The organism is Dactylosporangium sp. NPDC049525 (assembly GCF_040676755.1).
Taxonomy (GTDB): Bacteria; Actinomycetota; Actinomycetes; order Mycobacteriales; family Micromonosporaceae; genus Dactylosporangium.
Genome location: NZ_JBFAPO010000056.1, coordinates 41,667 through 59,532, shown reverse-complemented (window position 1 = coordinate 59,532; position 17,866 = coordinate 41,667). Strand labels below are relative to the sequence as shown.

Sequence of the window (17,866 nt, the reverse complement as noted above, 5' to 3'; positions counted from 1 at the left end):
GATCGGTTGCAAGGCGCTTCTAGTACTGCTCCTTCAGCTTGTGGCGGAACTCCGCGAGCGCGGACTGGACCACGCCGTTGAGGCGTTCCAGCTCGTCCTGGCTCGGTTCGCGGCGCAGGTGCACGTCGATCTTGAAGTCGCCGTCGGCGATCGTCACGTCGAAGCGCTCCAGCAGGTCCTGCGGCAGCCGGCGGACGACGAAGTCGCGGAACGCGTCCGCGATCACGCGTGGCGTGTCCCCGCACCCGCAGGTGCGGCCCTCCTGCACCGCGCCGAGGTGCCCGCGCCCGGAGATCGCGTCCGGGTGCACCGGCGCCAGCGCCGACAGCCCGTCCTCGAGGGCCTTGCGCGCCTCCGGCAGCCGCGACTGGTGCTGCAGGAAGATGCCGAGGGCGACGCCGGCCCGGCCGAGGATCTCGAAGTCGGCGCCGCGCTGCGCCTGGGTGACCGCGTCGGCGAGGCACCGCTCGGCCGCGGCCGGCTGCCCGGCCTCGTTCAGGGCCAGGCCCCAGTTGCGCAGCACCACGCTGACCAGCTCGGGACGGCCGACGCGCTGCGCCCTGGTGTACGCCGACTCGTACGCCCGCAGCGCCGCCTTCGCGTCGCCGGTGTCGGCGTACGCCAGGGCCAGTCCCAGCTCCGCGCTCAGCGCGTCCTCGGCCCGGCCCTGCCGGTCGTGGGAGGCGAGGACCTGCCGGATCGCGTCGATGCGGCCGCTCTGGTCGCCGAGGTCACGGCCGGCGTTGGCGAGGGCGGCGAGCGCGTTGAGGGTGGCGGGATGGTCGGCGCCGAGCCGCACCTGCAGGGTGGCGGCGAGCGCGGCGAGGACGGCCCGGTGCGCCGCCGGGTCGGCCAGGTCCTGGCGGTGCAGCACCTCCTGCACCAGCATCGCCGCGGGCTCCTCCGGCAGCTGCTCCACGCCGTGGAACAGCGGCTCGCCGGCGCCGGCCGCGTGCACGACCTCGGCCCGCAACGCCAGCGCCGACGCGACGTGCTCGTGGCCGTTCTGCCAGAGGTTGCGCACGACCTCCTCGATGACCTCACGCGCCTCGCGGACGTTGCCGCGCTGCAGCAGCACGTCGGCAAGGGGTTCCAGGCCGAACGCGTACCCGGCGTGCTCGCGGCCGTAGAACGCCCGGCGGTCCTCGGCGCCGCGGCGCAGCTCCGCCTCGGCGTCCTCCAGGCGGCCGGCCATCCGCAGCGCGAGGCCCAGGTTGAGCCGGTAGGTCAGGTGCTCCTTGTGGTCGTGCGCGGGCACCGACACCGCGTGGCGGTAGCACTCGATCGCCCGCTCGACCTGGTCGCAGTTGAGCAGGATGTTGCCCAGGTCGCACTGCGCCGACGCCCAGGCGGCGCTGCCGTGGCCGTGCCGCACGGTGGCCGCGCGCACCTCACGCTGCATGACGGCTTCGGCGTCGCCGAACCTGCCCTCGCGCATGAGGGATACCGCAATGTCGATCGGGGCTGTCACGGCGCCGGAGTCTAATGCGCACCCGCCCGCCGCACCGCCCCGCCAGGCATGTTGCCATATGGCCACAGACCGGTAGAGTGGACGCCGTGAATGTGCAGCGACACGTGCCGGCCGTCTACCACCAGATCGCGGACCTCCTGCGGGACGAGGTCAACCGCGGCACCTATCCCGCCGGGCAGCCCCTGCCGAGCGAACGCGAACTCTGCGACCGGTATGCGGTCAGCCTCACCACGGTCCGCCGCGCGGTGGCGATCCTGCGCGAGGAGGGCCTCGTCACGTCCCGGCGCGGCGCACCGTCGACCGTTCGGGAACGACCCGCCCGCTCGACGGTGGTGATGGGCCGCGGCAGCAAGCTGACCTGCCGCATGCCGACCACGTCGGAACGCTTCGCCATGGGCATCGACCGGGGCGTGCCACTGGTCGAGGTCCGGGACCGGTCCGGCCGGGTCGAGGTGTTCCTCGCCGACCGGGTCGAGGTCCTCAACCCGGAGGGCCTCGCCGGCGCCGCCACCAAGATCATGGACGTCGCCTGAGGTCCCCGCTGCTGTATCGTCCCCCGCCTGGCGTTGACCCGGGAGGACGACAGTGTTCGACACCATCCTCGGCCTGCTGCGGCGCGGCCAGACCGACGAGGCGGCGCGGCTCGCCGCCACGGCACCCGGGGAATGGCTGCCGCGGTGGGCGGCGGGCGAGCCCCTGTCACGGGGGCTGCACCAGGTGCACCACCTCCGCGACCTCATCTTCGGTGTCCGCCTCGACGCGACGCACGCGTGGGCCGCGTCGAGCGACACGATCCACCGCATCGACCGCACCGACGGCACAGTGGAAACCGTCCCGCTGGAGGCCCGGTACGGCTACTCCCCCGACGTGGTGTTCGTCGGCGACACCCTCGTCACCGTCGCCGAGGACCGGCTCCTCGTCTGGGAGGTCCGCACCGGCAGGCTCCTGGTCTCCACGGACCCCGACGACATCCCCGGCCCCGCCGGGAAGCTGTGCGCCCTCGATGCCGCCGGCGGGGTCGCGGTGACCGGGACCGCGAACGGGTACCTGCTGCTGTGGGACCTCACCGACGGCCGACGGCTGGCGAAGGTCGCCGCCCACGACGGCTACGTCAACACGGTCGCGGTCAGCGTCGACGAGCCTGCGGCGGTCCTCAGCATCGGCGGCGACCAGCCGTCCGAGGTCCGGTTCTGGACCCTGGACGGGCTCCGGCCGACCGCCGGGCCCGCCGCCACCGGTGCCGAAGCCGCCTGCGGCGCCTGGACCGATCTCGGCGGCGCGCGCCGGGCCGTCACCGTCGACTATGACGGCGTACTGCGGATCTGGGACCCCCGAACCGCAACGGCCCTCGCCACGTTCCCCACCGGCGCCAGGGTGCGGGACGCCCTGGCGTTCGCCGGCCCGGCGGCGGTGCTGCCCAGCGGACGGTTCGTGCGGATCGTCGACCTCACCACGGGCGCGGTCAGCGGCGTGCTGCGGACCACCTTCGAACTTGACGCCGACCATGTCACCGTGCACGGCCGGACGGTCTTCGTCACGCAGTTCGGCAGTACCGAGGGCCGCGTCAACCTGCTCGACCTCGACGCCCTGGAGCCGGCCGACCCGCGGGGCGACCTGCCCAGCGACCGCCTCGACTGCAAGGCCGCGGTGCCGACCGGCACCGCGATCGTGGGAGTCGGCAGCGACGGCCTGACGTGGTTCCTCGACCCCGACACCGGCCGCCCGGTCCGCGACCCGGCCGGGTCGCCGAGGTTCCCGATGGGGCAGCGCCGCCTGTTCCGGCTCACCGTCGACGGGCGGGAGACGCTCGTCGCGGTCGCGAGCACCAACATCACCGTCCTGGACCCCGACGGCACCGTGCGGCACCCCGAGCAGCGCAGCCCGTTCGCCGCCGTGCTGTGCAGCGCCGCCGCGGACGACACCGGGCCGGTGCCGCTCGTCGCCGCCCTCGACCCGGCGGGCAACATCGCCGTCTGGGACGTCCGCGGGATGCGGCTGCACGCGCATCGCCGCGGGCGCCGTACCGGGCGGATCCGGCAGCTCGCGCTCGGCGCCGGCGCGCTGCTCATCGGCGAGTCCGACGGGCACGTCCGCTGGCTCGACCCGACCGACCTGACCGAGACGCGAGCGCCGCGCCGGGTCGCCAAGAGCCCGGTCACCGCGCTGAGCGTGCTGGCCACCGCTGTCGCCGCGGCGGCCGGCACCGTCGTCGCCACGTACGACATCCGCAGCACCGAACGGGTCGGGCCGCCGCTGGCACACCCGGCCCCGGTCCGGGGGCTCCTCGTCGCCGAGTTCGACGGGGCGCCGGTCGTCGTCACCGGCTGCGAGGACGGCAGCATCCGGATCTGGGATCCGGTCGCGGGCGCGTGCCTTGAACGGTTCCCGGCGCCGCTGCGCGTGGATCAGCTCGTCGCCGCCGGACCCGGCCGGATCACCGTGCTCACCGGCGGGGTGCTGGTACAGATCGCACATTTCTGACCACGTTCGATAGAACCTCAACGGCCCGGCGGGCGCAGGCGAAGTTCTGCCAAATCTTGACCGAACGTCGATCAGCCGCTATGAATGCATCGAGAGCGCTCTCCCGTCCTCACCGCCACGAACGGGAGACCACCCATGTCCCGATCCCGCACGGTCCGACTGCTCGCCGGCGCGGGCGCAGCCCTGTTGGGCAGCGTCTTCGTCGCGCTTGCGCAGGCACCACCGGCACAGGCCGCCGACCTCAACCTGACCCAATACGTCAACCCGCTGATCGGCACCGACGACAGCAACTCCCCCAACCCTGTCGGCGGCGGTGCCGGTGGCAGCACGTTCCCCGGCGCCACCGTGCCCTTCGGCATGACCCAGTTCAGCCCCGACACCCCGACCGCGTCCCCGTCCGGCTACCGCGACCGGGACCGCACCATCGAGGAGTTCAGCCTCACCCACTTCAACGGCGCCGGCTGCCCCAACAACGAGGACCTCGGCCTGCTGCCAATCACCGGCGCGCTCGGCTCCTCCCCCGGCACCGCCTGGACCAGCTACGCCTCGGCGTACACGAAGACCAACGAGGCCGCGTCCGCCGGCTACTACAAGAACCGCCTCGACAAGTACGGCGTCGACGCCGAGCTGTCGGCCACCACCCGCACCGGCGCGCTGCGCCTCACCTACCCCAACACCACCACCGCCCGGCTGCTCATCAACACCAGCCGGTCCGCCACCGGCAACCGCAGCGGCTCGGTCAGCATCTCCGGCAGCAACGTCACCGGCAGCGTCACCGCCGGCGGGTTCTGCGGCTCTTCGAAGACCTACCAGATCTACTACTCGATCCGCTTCGACCGGGCCCCCTCCTCGGTCGGCACCTGGAACGGCGGCACGATCAGCAACGGCTCCACCAGCACCAGCGGCGTCAACACCGGTGCCGTCATCACCTGGGACACCAGCAGCAACCGGACCGTCAACGCCACCGTCGCGCTGTCGTTCGTGAGCGTCGCCAACGCCACCGCGAACCTCAACGCCGAGACCGGCGCCTTCGACACCGTCCGTGCCAACGCCAACAGCGCCTGGAACACCGCCCTCAACCGGGTCCAGGCCACCGGCGGCAGCGCCACCGAGCAGCAGAAGTTCTACACCGCGCTCTACCACGTCATGGTCAACCCCAACGTGGCCAGCGACGTCAACGGCCAGTACCGCGGCTTCGACAACGCCGTGCACACCGCATCCCACCCGGTGTACCAGAACTACTCCGGCTGGGACATCTACCGCTCGTGGGCCGCGCTCATCGCGTTCATCGCCCCCGACGTCGCCAGCGACATCATGAAATCGATGGTGCTGGACGGCCAGCAGGGCGGCCTGCTGCCCAAGTGGTCGCAGCAGATCAACGAGGACTTCGTCATGACCGGCGACCCGGGCCCGATCATCGTGGGCAGCGCCTACGCCTTCGGTGCCCGCGCCTTCGACACCGCCGCCGCGCTGCAGCTGATGAAGAACGCCATCGCCGGCGGCCTGATGCAGGGCTCACCGATCCGCGGTCGTGAGGCCACGTACGAGGCGAACCACTTCATCCCCAACGCACCCTCCGACGCCCTGGAGTACTCCGCGTCGGACTTCGCCGTCGCCCAGTTCGCCCGCTCCGTCGGCGACACCACCACCTACAACTCGGCGATGACCCGCGCCCAGTACTGGCGCAGCTCCTACAACGCCGAGTCCGCCTACATCCACCCGCGCAACAGCGACGGCACCTGGCCGTGGCCGCTGAACCCCGCGCAGGAGAGCCCCTACACCGAGGGCAACGCCGCGCAGTACACGTGGATGGTCCCGCAGAACTTCGCCGCGCTGATCTCGCTCATGGGCGGGCCGAGCACCGCGGTGCAGCGCCTCGACCACCACTTCACCGAGCTCAACGGCGGCCTGTCCCGGCCGTACTTCTACATCGGCAACGAACCCGAGCACAACGTGCCATGGGCGTACAACTTCGCGCAGCGCCCCGGCCGCACCAGCGTCGCGGTCCGCCGCGTCATGAACGAGTCGTTCACCACCGGCGCCGGCGGCCTGCCCGGCAACGACGACCTCGGCGCCACCTCCGCCTGGTACGTCTGGTCCGCGATGGGCATGTACCCGGTCACCCCGGGCGCGGACACCCTCGCCATCCATGGCCCGTCGTTCCCGTCGGTGCTCATCCAGCGTTCCGCCGGCAACATCCAGATCAACGGCGGCAGCTCGAGCAGCCAGTACGTGCAGGGCCTCACCCTCAACGGCGCGGGCGTGGCGAACAACTACCTGCGCTACCCGGACCTCGCCGCCGGCGGGACCCTGCAGTACACGATGGGCGGCAGCGAATCCAGCTGGGGCACCGGCGCCGGCAACGTCCCGCCGTCCTTCACCGACGGCGCCACCCAGCCGCCGGCCGCGCCCGCACTGGGCACCAACCTGGCGCTGAACAAGACCGCGACCGGCTCCGCCGCCTGCGGCACCACCGAGACCGCGGCGAAGGCCGTCGACGGCAGCCTCGCCAACAACAGCAAGTTCTGCACCGGCACCGCCCCGCGCTTCCTGCAGGTCGACCTCGGCTCCAACCAGACCGTCAGCTCCTTCGTGCTCAAGCACGCGGGCCTCGGCGGCGAGCAGACCGGCTGGAACACCGGCGCGTTCACCATCTCCACCTCCACCGACGGCACCACCTGGACCCAGGCCGTGTCCGTCACCAACAACCGCTCCAGCCGGACCCTGCACCAGATCACCGCGCGCACCGCCCGCTACGTGAAGGTCGACATCGGCACCCCCGCCAATGACGGCAACACCGCCGCGCGCATCTACGAGTTCGAGGTGTACGGCGGCGGCACCCCGAGCGGCAACCTCGCGCTGGGCCGCCCGGCTACCGCGGACTCCTCCTGCGCCACGACCGAAGGCCCCGACAAGGCGGTCAACGGCAGCGTCACCGGCGGCAACACCGACAAGTGGTGCTCGCTGGGCACGAACAAGTTCCTGCAGGTCGACCTCGGCAGCACCGTCCACATCGGATCGCTGGTGGTCCGGCACGCCGGCGCCGGCGGCGAGGACGCGGCCTGGAACACCCGCGACTACGACCTGCAGACCTCCACCGACGGCAGCACCTGGACGACCGCCGCCCAGGTCCGCGCCAACACCGCCAACGTCACCACCACCGCGACCAACGTCAACGCCCGCTACATCCGCATGAACATCATCACCCCGACCCAGAACACCAACACCGCCGCGCGCATCTACGAGTTCGAGGCGTACAGCTGACCGACCGGCGGCCGTCACTCAGGTGGCGGCCGCCGTCCTCGTCAACCCGTGGGCCGCGATCGACAGCAGATTGCGCACCATGTCGGACGGATCCGCCGACTGCTCCCCCGCCCACGCCAGCCCCGCCGCCAGCGCCAGCAGCTGCGCCGCCGTCACGTCGCCGCGGACCTCGCCCGCCGCCTGCGCCCGCTCCAGCAGCCGCCCGCCCGCCGCGCGCATCCCCGCGCACGACGCGTGCAGCTGCGACCCTTCGTCGCGCAGCGCGGTCATCACCGACTCCGGCAGCCCCCGGTAGGTCACCGACCCGGCGGCGAGCTCACTCAGCCACTCCAGCAGCGCCTCGCCCGGCGCGGCGGCCGCCGACAGCTCCCCGGCCCGGTCCCGCAGCGCGTCGAACCGGCTGCGCAGCAACGCCTCCAGCAGCGCCTCCCGGGTCGGGAAGTGCCGGTACAGCGTGCCGATCCCCACCCCGGCCTGCCGCGCGATGTCACGCAGCGAAGCGTCGGTGCCGTGCGCCGCGAACGCCTCGCGGGCGGCGGCCAGCAGCAGGTCGTGGTTGCGGCGCGCGTCGACCCGAGCGGTCATGCGCCCTCCTTCGGTTGACAATCCGGAGCACCGCTCCGTATTTTCGGAGCAGTGCTCCGCAAGAGAGCGTACCAAGGGGGAACCATGCCCGAACGCACCATCGTCGTCACCGGCGCCACCGGCCAGCAGGGCGGCGCCACCGTCCGCCACCTGCTCGCTGACGGGCGCTGGCACGTGCGGGCCCTGGTCCGCGACCCCAGGAAGGCCGAAGCCCTGACCGGCGCCGAACTCGTCACCGGCGACATGGGCGACCGCGCCTCCCTCGACGCCGCCTTCGCCGGCGCCCACGGCGTCTTCAGCGTCCAGCCCGCCTACGACGCGCCGCACTTCGACACCGACGAGGTCCGGTTCGGCGTGAACGTCGCCGACGCCGCCCACGCCGCCGGCGTGCGCCACCTCGTCTACACCTCCGTCGGCGGCGTCGAACGCGGCAGCGGCATCACCCACTGGAACACCAAGTGGGAGATCGAGCAGCACATCCGGTCGCTCGGCCTGCCCGCCACGTTCCTGCGCCCGGTGATGTTCATGGAGAACCACGCGTCGGCGAAGTACGGCGTCACCAGCCCGACCGCCCTCATCCGGATGATCGCCCCGGGCGCCCGCGTGCAGCTCGTCGCCGTCGACGACATCGCCGCCTTCGCCGCCCTCGCGTTCGCCGATCCCGCGACCTACCTCGGCCTCGCCCTGGAACTCGCCGGCGACGAGGTCACCCGCGAGGAGCTCGTCGCCGCCATCAGCCGCGCCACCGGACGGGAACTCGCCGTCGCCGCGGTGTCCCGCGAGGTTCTCGCCGCGCAGGGCATCAACATCGACAACGTCCAGCGGGGCAGCTCCTTCGGCGGCTGGCAGGCCGACATCCCCGCGCTGCGCAAGCTGCACCCCGGCCTGATGGACCTCGACACCTGGCTCACCCGCGGCGGCGCCGCCCTTTTCACCGCGTGAATCAGTCCCGAACGCCCTCGATCAGCCAGGCCAGGGCCTGACGGCCCGGGCCCAGCGGCACCCGCCGCTGGTTGAACAGCAGGTGCACGATCCCGTCCGCGTCGATGGCGAGGCTCGCGTTGCCGTCGCGCTCCTCACCGATTGGGTAGAGCCCGCCCGCGGTGCCGCCCTCCAGGCTCTCGAACCAGCCCTTCTGCCCCTCGGCGAGGGTCGGGTCCAGGTCGAACGACATCTTCGCCACGTCCCGGCCCTCCCCGCGGGAGTCCACCGACAACCCGCCGAACTCCAGCAGGAACGCCTCGGCCGCCGGGTGCGGCAGGAAACCGCTCGGCCGCAACGCATCCGCCCACGCCGCCGTGCTCACCCGCCGCCCGTCGTGCCAGCCGGCGTTCTGCAACGCCGTGTACACCAGCGTCGACCAGTCCCCGCTCACATCGCCTCCCTCAGGTTGAACTCTCTCATCAGCGGCGCGCAGCTCGGGCACGGCGGGATCTGCGTGCCGTGCATCCGGTGCCCCGGCGCACGGATCCGCGCCGACCCGACCGCACCACCGGTCGGGTCGATGCCCCGGTCCAGCATCCGCGACAGCGCCTGCGGCAGCGCACACTCACCGTGCCAGTCTGCCCGCTGGCCGGGCGGCATCGTGTTGATCGTCCCCTCGACCCGGCGGTGCAGCGGATACCCGGCGCCGCTCTGCGTCGACACCGTGTGCCGGCCGTCCGCGGTCGTGACCGCCTCGGCGGTACCGTTGGTGCGCCCACCGGCCTGCGCCCGGTCCGCCTCCCGGCGGGCGGCGTGCGACGCCTGCCGTGGCGGCGCCGCCCGGCGGGTCGGCACCGCGTCCGGGTGACCGCGACGGCGCTTCTTCGTCTTGCGCAGGGAGCGCAGCGCCGCGCGGATCAGCTTGCCGCTGGCCTTGCCCCGGCCGCTAGCCATCGGCGAGCATGAACAGGGCCTCCATCAGCAGGTTGCTGACGACGGTCCGGGTGAGCTGCTGAAACACCGGGATCTCCAGCAGCGACGCGCCGAACGTCAGCTCCGACGTGGCGATCGCCTGGGCGATCTCGATCGCGAGGATCACCAGCTGGATGATGACCGCGACCTTCAACGCCAGCACGATGAGCCCGCACACCATCAGCCCCAGCCCGGCGAGCTGAGCCGCGGTCGCACCGTCGTGCAGCGCCTTGGACGGGCCGTCCTCGTGCTCCCACGACGCCCGGAACGCGGTGATGTCGGCGCCGACGTTCTGCGTCCAGACCGCCGCCGCGACCGGGTCGGCCTCGGCGATGCTGTGCTGGATGGTGCCGGCGAACCGGGTCCACACCTGGCCCATCTCGAACAGTTTCTGCTCGTCGGCCTGAGGCCACTCGTACCCGATGAGCGACAGGACAGCCCGCAGCTCCCCCGGCAGTTGCAGGCCCACGCTCAGGTCCCCGTCTTCGGGTCCATGGCGGTCATCAACGCCAGGTTGTCCTGCTCCAGCAGCTCATACCGATCGGCCATGCCGACCAGGTCCTCCCCGCTGGCGATGACCTCGTCGCGGGCGTCGGCGTAACACTCGAAGGCGAAGTCGGACACCTCGGCGTGCGCGGCGCCGATGAGCGAGCCGATGTCGTCGGTGCCCCACGGCTCGCCGTGGCCGGTCAGCTCGACCCGGAACTGCTCAAGCGCGGTCGCGAAGCGGCCGCCGGCCGCCTGCAGGCCGGTGCCGGCGGTGCGGAGGCTCTCGACGGAGATACGCAGGTCCACGGGCTACCGCCGGTCCGCGGTGACCCGCTCCTGGGTGGCCGAGATCGACTCCAGGAACGAGGTGAACTGGCGGGCGGACTCGTCGCGGACCTGGGTCAGCTCGGTGTGCAGCGCGGCCAGGTCGACCGCCTCCGGGGCCAGTTTCGCCTGCGCCCGCAGGTCGTCCAGCGCCGCGTTGACGGCGGCGGCGACCTCCTCGCCGAGGGTCTGGCTGTCCAGCCGCAGGCCACGCGGGTCGACGGCGACCGACTCGATCCTGCCGCCGAGCGCCGCGACCGCGGTGATGAGCCCGTTCGGTGACGTGCCCGTCCCCCGCAGCGCCGGCTGCGCATCCGGCGAGTCCGTGGGTTGGGTCGCGCCGAGCAGTCGCTGCACCGAGTCGAGCAGACCCGCAAGGTCCTCCGCCGCCATGTTGTCGCCTTTCGCCGAGCCGGGTGACGCGGCGCCGATTCTGCCAGGTTCGTCCGTTTGGACCGTGCCTCCCGGCGCCGTTTCTAGGGTGAGCCCGGCCACGTCCGCTACGCCGTCCTAGGAAACTAGCCCACGAGTTATGGCCGTTCCGGACGCCATCACATATAGCGGTGCGGCCTGGACCCGGCAGGGGCCGTCACCGGGTCTGGTCGCCCTCAGGGGAGCGCCGGAACCGGCGGGCCAGCCCCCGGACGCCGATGACCACGCCGAGCCCGGCGGCCAGGGCGACCTTGAACACGGTCTTGCTCCACAGCGCGCCCTTCACGGCGGCCCACACCAGCAGCGGCCACGGCCGGTCGCCGTGCTGCCACCACAGCAGCGCCGCCAGCACCAGCAGGGTCACCGCCGCCGCGGCGCCGATCAGGACCGCCGTCGCGGCGGCGGGACGGATGTGCTGCCATGTCTTTCGCATACATCCGACGCTATGGCCGGGCGGGGCCGCGTTCGTCGGGCCTCGGTTGGATTCCGGGCACCACCCCAGGGTGGAGACCGGGGCGGGCCAGGCCGGCGTCATAGGCGAAAATCGTCGCCTGGACCCGGTCGCGCAGCTCCAGCTTGGCGAGGATCGCATTCATGTGGGCCTTGACCGTCGCCGGCCGGACACCGAGTTCGGCGCCGATCTCCGCGTTGGACAGCCCCCGGGCGACGCCCCGCAGGATCTCGACCTCCCGGGCGGTGAGCCGGTCCAGGCCGGCCGCGACCGCCGGGTCGACCGCCGGCGCGCGGACGAACGCGTCGATGAGCTGCCGGGTCAGCGACGGGTCGATGAGCGAGTCACCGGCCGCGACGACCCGCACCGCGTCGACGACCCGCTGCGGGTCCGCGTCCTTGAGCAGGAACCCGGACGCACCGGCGCGCAGCGCCGCGTACACGTACTCGTCCAGGCCGAACGTCGTCAGCACCAGCACCCGCAACGGATCCGGGCCGCCGGTCAGCCGCTCGGTGGCGGTGAGCCCGTCCACGCCCGGCATGCGGATGTCCATGAGCACCACGTCGGGGCGCAGCCGCCCGGCGACGGCGATCGCCTCCGCGCCGTCCGCCGCGACCGCGACCACGGACAGGTCCGGCTCGGCGTCCACGACCGCGGCGATGCCGGCGCGGACCATCGGCTGGTCGTCGACGACCATCACCGTGATCACGATGGCACGACCTCCGTCACGGGCAGGGACGCGTCCAGCTGCCAGCCGGCGCCGGGCCGCGTCGTCGCCAGCGATCCTCCCACCGCGTCGACGCGTTCGCGCAGTGCGGCCAGGACCGGCCGCGGGACCGGCCCGGCGAGCCGCCGCACGCACAGCCGCAGGGCGTCGGGTCCGTGCTCCAGCCGCACCAGCGCCGGACCGCCGGGCGCCGCGCCGATCGGCAGGACCGCCTCGACGACCCGGAACGCGCACAGCTCGACCTCCAGCGGCACCTGCCCCGCGCCGTGCACCTCGAGGGCCACTTCCGGGCCGCACAGCTCGGCCAGCCCGGCGAGGGTCGGCTGGGCGGCCCGGGGTCCGGTGGTGGCGCTGACCCGCAGCACGGTGAGCAGTTCCCGCATGGCGGTGAGCGCGGCACGCGCGTGGCCGAGGGCGGTCGCGATCCGGTTGTCGCCAGGTGTACCGACGGGAGCCCCGCCCTCCGGGTCGCCTGCGGCGACGAGCAGCGCCGACGTGTGCGACAGCACCTGCCCGCGAAGGCCCTCGGCGATGCGGGCCCGCTCGTCGCGGGCGGCACGCACGGCGCGCTCGGCGACGTCGCGCAGCGCGACCCGGTCCTGCCGGTCGGCGCGGGCGTGGTGCCGCGCGACGAGGAACCCGGCCAGCCACCACGGCAGGGCCAGCAGGCTGAGCGCGCCGGCGGTCATGGCGGTGATGAACACGGCGCCGGCCGGCCACAGCTGCGCGGACGTGCCGTCGCCGGCCAGGTCGGCCGGCTGCACGAACCTGATGACCAGTGCCACGGCGGCGCCGGCGCCCGCCCCGATACCGGCGAGCCAGGTGAGCCCGGGGTGGCGGGTGTCGTACCGCCCGGCGGCGTACACGGGCACGACGATCCCGGCGAGCGTGAGCGGCACGACGACGCCGAAGCCGGTAGCGGCCGGTTCGACCCGGCTGAGGACCGCGGCGGCGACCCCGACGACCAGCAGCGCGGCAAGCACCGGCACCGGCGCCCGCCGACGCCACCACAACGGTCCACAGTAGACAATGAGGAACAGGAGCGTCATGGCCGCGTCGGCGGGCCCGGCGAAGGGCGGTCCGCCGCCCTCCTCCGCGCGGACGGCGGCGGCGAGGAACAGCGGCAGCCCGGCGACGAGCACGATCAGCAGCACGTCGAGGACCCGCGCCGTCGGGTTGCGCCACCAGGGCGCCGAGGATGCCGGCGGTGCGGGCCGGACGGGATCCGGCGACGCGGGCAGCACGGCGCGCACGGACCAGCCGCCGGCCGGCCGGGGTCCCGCGGTGAGCGTGCCGCGGAGCCGGGCCGCGCGGGCCCGCATCCCAGGGATCCCGGCGCCGGAACCGAGGTCGAACCCGGCCGCGCCGCCACCGTCGCTTGCGCCACCACCGCTGCTTGCGTCGCTGCCGGTGCCGGTGCCGGTTTCCGGGACGCTGTCGTCGATGGTTTCCGGGCCGGTGTCGTCGATGGCGACGGTCACCGCGTCGCCGGAGCGGGTGACGGCGACCGTGACCGCGGCGCCGGGCGCGTACCGCAGGGCGTTCGTCAGCGCCTCCCGCACGATCAGGTGGGCGGTCTCGGCGACGTCGGGGTGGAGGTGACCGCCGTCCGGGTCGGGCCGCACCTCGACCCGCAGGCCGAGCCGGGCGAACCCCGCCACCAGGTCCGGGATCCCGGCCGGGGCCGGCGCCTCGTCGCGACCGGCGAGGGCGACGAGCCGGTGCAGGGAGCGCGCCGCCGCCCGGCCCGAGGTCCGCGCGACGTCGAGGGCCTGCGTGGCCGACGCCGGGTCGCGGAGCCGCTGCGCGGCGGCGAGCTGGACGACGACCGCGGTCAGATGGTGCGCGGACACGTCGTGCAGCTCCTGGCTGAGCCGTTCACGTTCGTGGGCCGCGGCGGCGCGTTCGTGCTCGGCGGCGCCGGCGACGTGGACGCGGACCGCCTCGCGCCGCGCGGTCCTGCGGCGGCGGGACCGGCCGAAGACAACCACGGCGGTGTACGCAACGGCGGACAGCGCCGCGTCGGCGGCCGCAGTGATCGCGATCGACCCGGTGACCGTGTCGGGTTCGGTGAGCACGTCCGCCACCAGCGTCGACACGACCGTGCCCGCCGCCACGCACAGGACGCTCACCCGGAGCGTGCGGTGGACGGCGACGGCGTACAGGGCGAGGAGATCACCGAACGGCACAATGAGCGCCTCGTCCTGCAACCCGAGCGGGTCGGCGCAGCTCACGGCGGTCAGCGTCACCGCCCACGCCGCGACGGGCGCCACCGCCCGCAGGCTCAGCGCCACGCCGACGGCGGCGGTGATCGCCATGACCTGCCAGGCCCGGACGGGGTCGACGGACGCGCCGAAGGCGAGGGGACCGAGCGGCCACACGGCGAGCTGCGCGACGGTGAGCGCGACCGGCAACCTGACCTGCCGGGCCCACCGGATCCGCGCACCCCCGTCCCGTCCGCCGGTGCCGCCGGTCCCGCTCATGGCGTGAGGTTATCGCCCCTGGGCGGCCCTCCGGTCATCCCGCGGGCGGAGGCCGTCTACGCCCTGGGGTGGTGTCCTCGCCGGTCCACGCCCGCGGCGGGACGGCCGTCAGCACCCGCGGCGGGATGGCCGTCAGCACCCGCGGCGAGACAGCGGGTGAGGTCGCCGACGGCGTCGGCGTAGAAGGTGCTGCCGAGGTGGAAGGCCACCTGCCGCAGGGTCCACGCGCCGCCCTCGACCCGGTCGAGCCGCTCGTCGTCGAGGCTGCCCAGGCGCAGGGACCAGATCCGCGCGAGGCGGGTCAGCCGGCTGCGGGCCTCGTCGAGGTCGGCCTCGGTGAACGGTGCGAGATCGGCGGGCGTGGTGACGGCGGAAGCGTGCCAGTGATCGGGCTGCGGGATCTGCCCGGCGAGGCGCGCCTCCAGCTCGGCGAGGTGGTCCACGAGGTGGTCGCCGAGGCGGCGGATCGCCTTGTGCGGGGTGTACACGCGGTCCTCGGCGGGGATCGGCCGGCCGTCCCACGCCGGCCAGGTCTGCGCCAGCCGCAGCGCGTGGGCGACGGCGCCCTCGATGACGTGGGCGGGGTCGCGGCCGTCGGTGGCGGGGATGTCGTCGCTCATGCGCCGAGGCTAGGCCGCGCACTGTTCGGCCCCGGCCGAACACGCGGCCGTCAGGCAGCTCCGACCCGCCGTCCCGTCGCCGCACGGCACGGCCCTCGCCGCGACGCGGCACGGCACGGCACGGCACGGCACGGCACGGCACGGCACGGCACGGCACGGCACGGCACGGCACGGCACGGCCCTCGCCGCGACGCGGCGCGGCCCAACGCGGCGCGGCCCAGCGCGGCGCGGCGTGGCGCGGCGTGGAACGGCTCGGCACGCCCCCGGGCGCAGCGCGGCACGGCACGGCCGGGCGCAGCGCGGCGCGGCACGGCCGGGCGCGGAACGGCGTGGCGTGAAACGGCACGTAACGGCGCGGCACACCCCGGCTCGGCACGGCCCGGCGGCGCGGCGCGGCGTGGTCAGGCGAAGCGGATGTGGACCGGGCTCACCGAGGCGGTCTCGGGGGCGAGGGCGAACGCGGCCAGGGCGTCCCGCACGACGCCGAGGGTCTCCGCGCCGACGAGGTCGACCCAGACCTGCTCCGCGGCGGTGCCGGCGGCGCGCATCGCCTCGACGGCCCGGCGGCCCTCGGCGGTGAGCTCCAAGCGGCGCACCCGCGCGTCGCCGGCGGTGGCGTGGCGGCCGAGCAGGCCCTCGGTGTGCAGGGTCGCGCAGATCTTGCTGATCGCCTGGGTGGTCATGCCGAGCCGGTCGGCGAGCCGGGTGACGGTGTCGTGGCCGTCGCCGATGAACAGCACGGTCAGCGACTGCGACGGGGTCAGGTGCCCGTAGCCGGCCGTGGCGAGCTCGCCGAGCGCGGTGCGCACGATGCGCTCGCAGCACGCCGCCAGCAGCATCCCCAGATCGGGCTCGGCAGGTGGTTGCGCGCTCATGACCAACGACCTTACCGGGCATTGACTGCGTAACCCAGTTACGTATCTAATGTTGGTAACTCAGTTACGTACAGGAGGAATCATGAAGGTCGAAACCGATCGGGTCGTGTTCGCCGACGCCACCGGCGCCGAGGTCACCGTGGCCGACCTGCGCGGCGGCGCGCGGGGGATCGTGCTGTTCTTCATGCGGGCGGCCAGCTGCATAATCTGCGTGCGGCACGTGCGGGCCCTCGCCGCGCTGCGGCTCACCGACCGGGACGTCACCCCGGTCGTCGTCGTGCCGGGCGGCGCCGCCCAGGCGGCCCGGATCCGCCGCGTCGCCGGGGCGGTCCGCGTGGTGTCGTCCACCGGCGCCGAGGCGCACCACGCCGTCGGGCTGGCCAGGACCGTGCTGCTGCAGCACAGCGGCACCCTGCTCGTCGACGCCGCGGGCGAGGTCCGCTACCGGCTCGGCGCGGCCCTGCCCACGGGCAGCTTCGACGCGGCGGCGCTCACCGCGGCCGTCGACGCCATGTGACGTCAGCGCCCCGTGTCGACCCGCAGGCTGGTGTACCCCTTCAGGCTCAGGCTGTCCCGCCGCTCGCTTTCGCCCGTCAGCGTCAACGACGGGAAGCGGCGGGCCAGCGCGGGCAGCGCGATCTGCGCCTCCAGCCGCGCGAGCGGCGCGCCCAGGCAGTAGTGGATGCCGCCGCCGAAGGACAGCGGCGCGTTGTCGGTCCGGTCCAGCCACAGCCGGCCCGGTTCGGCGAAGCGCGCCGGGTCGTGGTTGCCGGCGCCCAGGTATGCCACGACCCGCTCCCCCTCATCCACCGTGATCCCGCCGAGCTCGACCGGCGCGGTCACCAGACGGCTGCTGAGCTGCACCGGGCTGTCGAAGCGCAGCAGCTCCTCGACCGCCGGCCGGGCGAGGTCCGGCCGCTGCCCGAGCGCTTCGTACTGCGAGGGCTCGCCGAGCAGCGCCACGACGCCGTTGGTGAGCAGGTTGGTGGTGGTCTCGAAGCCCGCGGCGAACAGCAGCGCGGCGTTGCTGAGGATCTCGTCGTCGGTGAGCCGGTCGTCCGCCGCCTGCGCCTGGACCAGCGCGCTGAGCAGGTCGTCGCCCGGTTGGTGGCGGCGCTGCTCGACGAGCTCGGCGAGGTGGTCGCGGATGGCGGCGGCGGCCGGGTCGGCCGTGGCCAGCACCTCCGGGGTGATCACCTCGAGGACCTGGGTCCAGTCGCGCACCAGGCTCTGGAACCCGGGGCGCTGCTCCGCGGGCACGCCGAGCAGCTCGCCGATGACGTTGACCGGCAGCGGGAACGCGAACGACGCGACGAAGTCCACGTCCCCGCTCGGGCCGTCGAGGAAACCGTCGAGGAGGTCCTCGACCATCCGCTCGATCGACGGCCGCAGCGCCTCGACCCGCCGCGGCGTGAACGCGGAGCTCACCAGGCGCCGCAGCCGGGTGTGGTCCGGCGGGTTGAGGGTCAGCATGCTGGTGAACAGCTGCCGCAGCGCCGGATGCTCCCGCCAGTCGGGGAAGCCGATGAAGGCCAGCATGTCGGCGGGCAGATGCTGCAGCCGGGGGTCGCGCACGACGGTCGCGCAGTCGCCGTAGCCGGTCACGACCAGGGCACCGTCCTCGGCGCGCACGATCGGGGAGATCTCCCGGAGTCGGGCGTAGCGCGGATACGGGTCGGCGCGCCCCGGCATCCGGGTCAGCTCGTCCAGCAGTCGCAGCACTTCCGGGTCCTGCACGATGTCCGGCATCCGTCCACCATAGGCGGGC

Annotated in this window: 18 protein-coding genes; 5 read left to right on the top strand and 13 right to left on the bottom strand. The window is 73.7% G+C overall.

Annotated features, from left to right (window positions below):
• Window positions 1-19 precede the first annotated feature (19 nt).
• Entirely contained in the window at window positions 20-1,471 is a 1,452-nt protein-coding gene (locus AB0K00_RS45910; RefSeq protein WP_363535459.1) for a tetratricopeptide repeat protein, read from the bottom strand.
• An 86-nt stretch (window positions 1,472-1,557) separates the two neighbouring features.
• On the opposite strand from AB0K00_RS45910, the gene AB0K00_RS45905 reads away from it, so the two are divergent.
• The 3 genes from AB0K00_RS45905 to AB0K00_RS45895 all read left to right on the top strand — a co-directional run bounded on the left by AB0K00_RS45905 (window position 1,558) and on the right by AB0K00_RS45895 (window position 7,216).
• Entirely contained in the window at window positions 1,558-2,004 is a 447-nt protein-coding gene (locus AB0K00_RS45905; protein WP_363535456.1) for a GntR family transcriptional regulator, read from the top strand.
• A gap of 52 nt (window positions 2,005-2,056) precedes the next feature.
• The gene (locus AB0K00_RS45900; RefSeq protein ID WP_363535454.1) at window positions 2,057-3,952 is read left to right on the top strand and encodes a hypothetical protein; all 1,896 of its coding nucleotides are present in this window, start codon (window positions 2,057-2,059) and stop codon (window positions 3,950-3,952) included.
• Window positions 3,953-4,087: 135 nt separating this feature from the next.
• Window positions 4,088-7,216, top strand: coding sequence for a GH92 family glycosyl hydrolase (locus tag AB0K00_RS45895; protein ID WP_363535452.1), 3,129 nt, complete (start codon window positions 4,088-4,090; stop codon window positions 7,214-7,216).
• Between the two features lie 18 nt (window positions 7,217-7,234).
• Here the strand turns inward: AB0K00_RS45895 and AB0K00_RS45890 are convergent, their stop codons facing one another.
• Window positions 7,235-7,801, bottom strand: a complete 567-nt coding sequence (locus AB0K00_RS45890; RefSeq protein ID WP_363535449.1) for a helix-turn-helix domain-containing protein — start codon at window positions 7,799-7,801, stop codon at window positions 7,235-7,237.
• An 84-nt stretch (window positions 7,802-7,885) separates the two neighbouring features.
• On the opposite strand from AB0K00_RS45890, the gene AB0K00_RS45885 reads away from it, so the two are divergent.
• A complete protein-coding gene (locus AB0K00_RS45885) occupies window positions 7,886-8,743 on the top strand; it encodes an NmrA/HSCARG family protein (protein WP_363535446.1) in 858 nt (285 codons plus the stop codon).
• 1 nt (window position 8,744) lies between these two features.
• Here the strand turns inward: AB0K00_RS45885 and AB0K00_RS45880 are convergent, their stop codons facing one another.
• The 10 genes from AB0K00_RS45880 to AB0K00_RS45835 form a co-directional block, all read right to left on the bottom strand.
• Window positions 8,745-9,176, bottom strand: coding sequence for an SUKH-3 domain-containing protein (locus AB0K00_RS45880; RefSeq protein WP_363535443.1), 432 nt, complete (start codon window positions 9,174-9,176; stop codon window positions 8,745-8,747).
• Window positions 9,173-9,679 (bottom strand): YwqJ-related putative deaminase, encoded by a 507-nt coding sequence (locus tag AB0K00_RS45875; RefSeq protein ID WP_363535440.1) that lies wholly within the window; start codon window positions 9,677-9,679, stop codon window positions 9,173-9,175. Before AB0K00_RS45875 ends, AB0K00_RS45880 begins: the two co-directional genes overlap by 4 nt.
• Window positions 9,672-10,166, bottom strand: a complete 495-nt coding sequence (locus tag AB0K00_RS45870) for a hypothetical protein (RefSeq protein WP_363535438.1) — start codon at window positions 10,164-10,166, stop codon at window positions 9,672-9,674. Before AB0K00_RS45870 ends, AB0K00_RS45875 begins: the two co-directional genes overlap by 8 nt.
• Window positions 10,167-10,168: 2 nt before the next feature.
• The gene (locus AB0K00_RS45865; protein WP_363535436.1) at window positions 10,169-10,492 is read right to left on the bottom strand and encodes a hypothetical protein; all 324 of its coding nucleotides are present in this window, start codon (window positions 10,490-10,492) and stop codon (window positions 10,169-10,171) included.
• Between the two features lie 3 nt (window positions 10,493-10,495).
• The gene (locus AB0K00_RS45860; RefSeq protein ID WP_363535433.1) at window positions 10,496-10,903 is read right to left on the bottom strand and encodes a YbaB/EbfC family nucleoid-associated protein; all 408 of its coding nucleotides are present in this window, start codon (window positions 10,901-10,903) and stop codon (window positions 10,496-10,498) included.
• Between the two features lie 196 nt (window positions 10,904-11,099).
• Window positions 11,100-11,375 carry a hypothetical protein gene (locus AB0K00_RS45855; protein ID WP_363535430.1) on the bottom strand — a complete coding sequence of 92 codons (276 nt, stop codon included), beginning with the start codon at window positions 11,373-11,375 and terminating at the stop codon, window positions 11,100-11,102.
• 10 nt (window positions 11,376-11,385) lie between these two features.
• Complete coding sequence (locus AB0K00_RS45850) at window positions 11,386-12,102, bottom strand: response regulator transcription factor (protein ID WP_363535427.1); 717 nt, start codon at window positions 12,100-12,102, stop codon at window positions 11,386-11,388.
• Window positions 12,099-14,603 (bottom strand): histidine kinase, encoded by a 2,505-nt coding sequence (locus AB0K00_RS45845; RefSeq protein WP_363535424.1) that lies wholly within the window; start codon window positions 14,601-14,603, stop codon window positions 12,099-12,101. Before AB0K00_RS45845 ends, AB0K00_RS45850 begins: the two co-directional genes overlap by 4 nt.
• 56 nt (window positions 14,604-14,659) lie before the next feature.
• Window positions 14,660-15,223: a hypothetical protein gene (locus AB0K00_RS45840; RefSeq protein WP_363535421.1), complete on the bottom strand. Its 564-nt coding sequence runs from the start codon at window positions 15,221-15,223 to the stop codon at window positions 14,660-14,662.
• Window positions 15,224-15,624: 401 nt separating this feature from the next.
• Window positions 15,625-16,098 carry a MarR family winged helix-turn-helix transcriptional regulator gene (locus AB0K00_RS45835; protein WP_363535418.1) on the bottom strand — a complete coding sequence of 158 codons (474 nt, stop codon included), beginning with the start codon at window positions 16,096-16,098 and terminating at the stop codon, window positions 15,625-15,627.
• Window positions 16,099-16,180: 82 nt separating this feature from the next.
• On the opposite strand from AB0K00_RS45835, the gene AB0K00_RS45830 reads away from it, so the two are divergent.
• Entirely contained in the window at window positions 16,181-16,615 is a 435-nt protein-coding gene (locus AB0K00_RS45830) for a redoxin domain-containing protein (RefSeq protein ID WP_363535415.1), read from the top strand.
• A gap of 2 nt (window positions 16,616-16,617) precedes the next feature.
• Here AB0K00_RS45830 and AB0K00_RS45825 read toward each other — a convergent pair whose 3' ends face one another.
• Window positions 16,618-17,847: a cytochrome P450 gene (locus AB0K00_RS45825; protein WP_363535412.1), complete on the bottom strand. Its 1,230-nt coding sequence runs from the start codon at window positions 17,845-17,847 to the stop codon at window positions 16,618-16,620.
• Window positions 17,848-17,866 lie beyond the last annotated feature (19 nt).

Coding starts and splice junctions, on each gene's coding strand:
- AB0K00_RS45895 (WP_363535452.1), top strand. CDS start 4,088: ATGTCCCGATCCCGCACGGTCCGACTGCTCGCCGGCGCGGGCGCAGCC.
- AB0K00_RS45890 (WP_363535449.1), bottom strand. CDS start 7,801: ATGACCGCTCGGGTCGACGCGCGCCGCAACCACGACCTGCTGCTGGCC.
- AB0K00_RS45885 (WP_363535446.1), top strand. CDS start 7,886: ATGCCCGAACGCACCATCGTCGTCACCGGCGCCACCGGCCAGCAGGGC.
- AB0K00_RS45875 (WP_363535440.1), bottom strand. CDS start 9,679: ATGGCTAGCGGCCGGGGCAAGGCCAGCGGCAAGCTGATCCGCGCGGCG.
- AB0K00_RS45860 (WP_363535433.1), bottom strand. CDS start 10,903: ATGGCGGCGGAGGACCTTGCGGGTCTGCTCGACTCGGTGCAGCGACTG.
- AB0K00_RS45855 (WP_363535430.1), bottom strand. CDS start 11,375: ATGCGAAAGACATGGCAGCACATCCGTCCCGCCGCCGCGACGGCGGTC.
- AB0K00_RS45845 (WP_363535424.1), bottom strand. CDS start 14,603: ATGAGCGGGACCGGCGGCACCGGCGGACGGGACGGGGGTGCGCGGATC.
- AB0K00_RS45840 (WP_363535421.1), bottom strand. CDS start 15,223: ATGAGCGACGACATCCCCGCCACCGACGGCCGCGACCCCGCCCACGTC.
- AB0K00_RS45835 (WP_363535418.1), bottom strand. CDS start 16,098: ATGAGCGCGCAACCACCTGCCGAGCCCGATCTGGGGATGCTGCTGGCG.
- AB0K00_RS45830 (WP_363535415.1), top strand. CDS start 16,181: ATGAAGGTCGAAACCGATCGGGTCGTGTTCGCCGACGCCACCGGCGCC.
- AB0K00_RS45825 (WP_363535412.1), bottom strand. CDS start 17,847: ATGCCGGACATCGTGCAGGACCCGGAAGTGCTGCGACTGCTGGACGAG.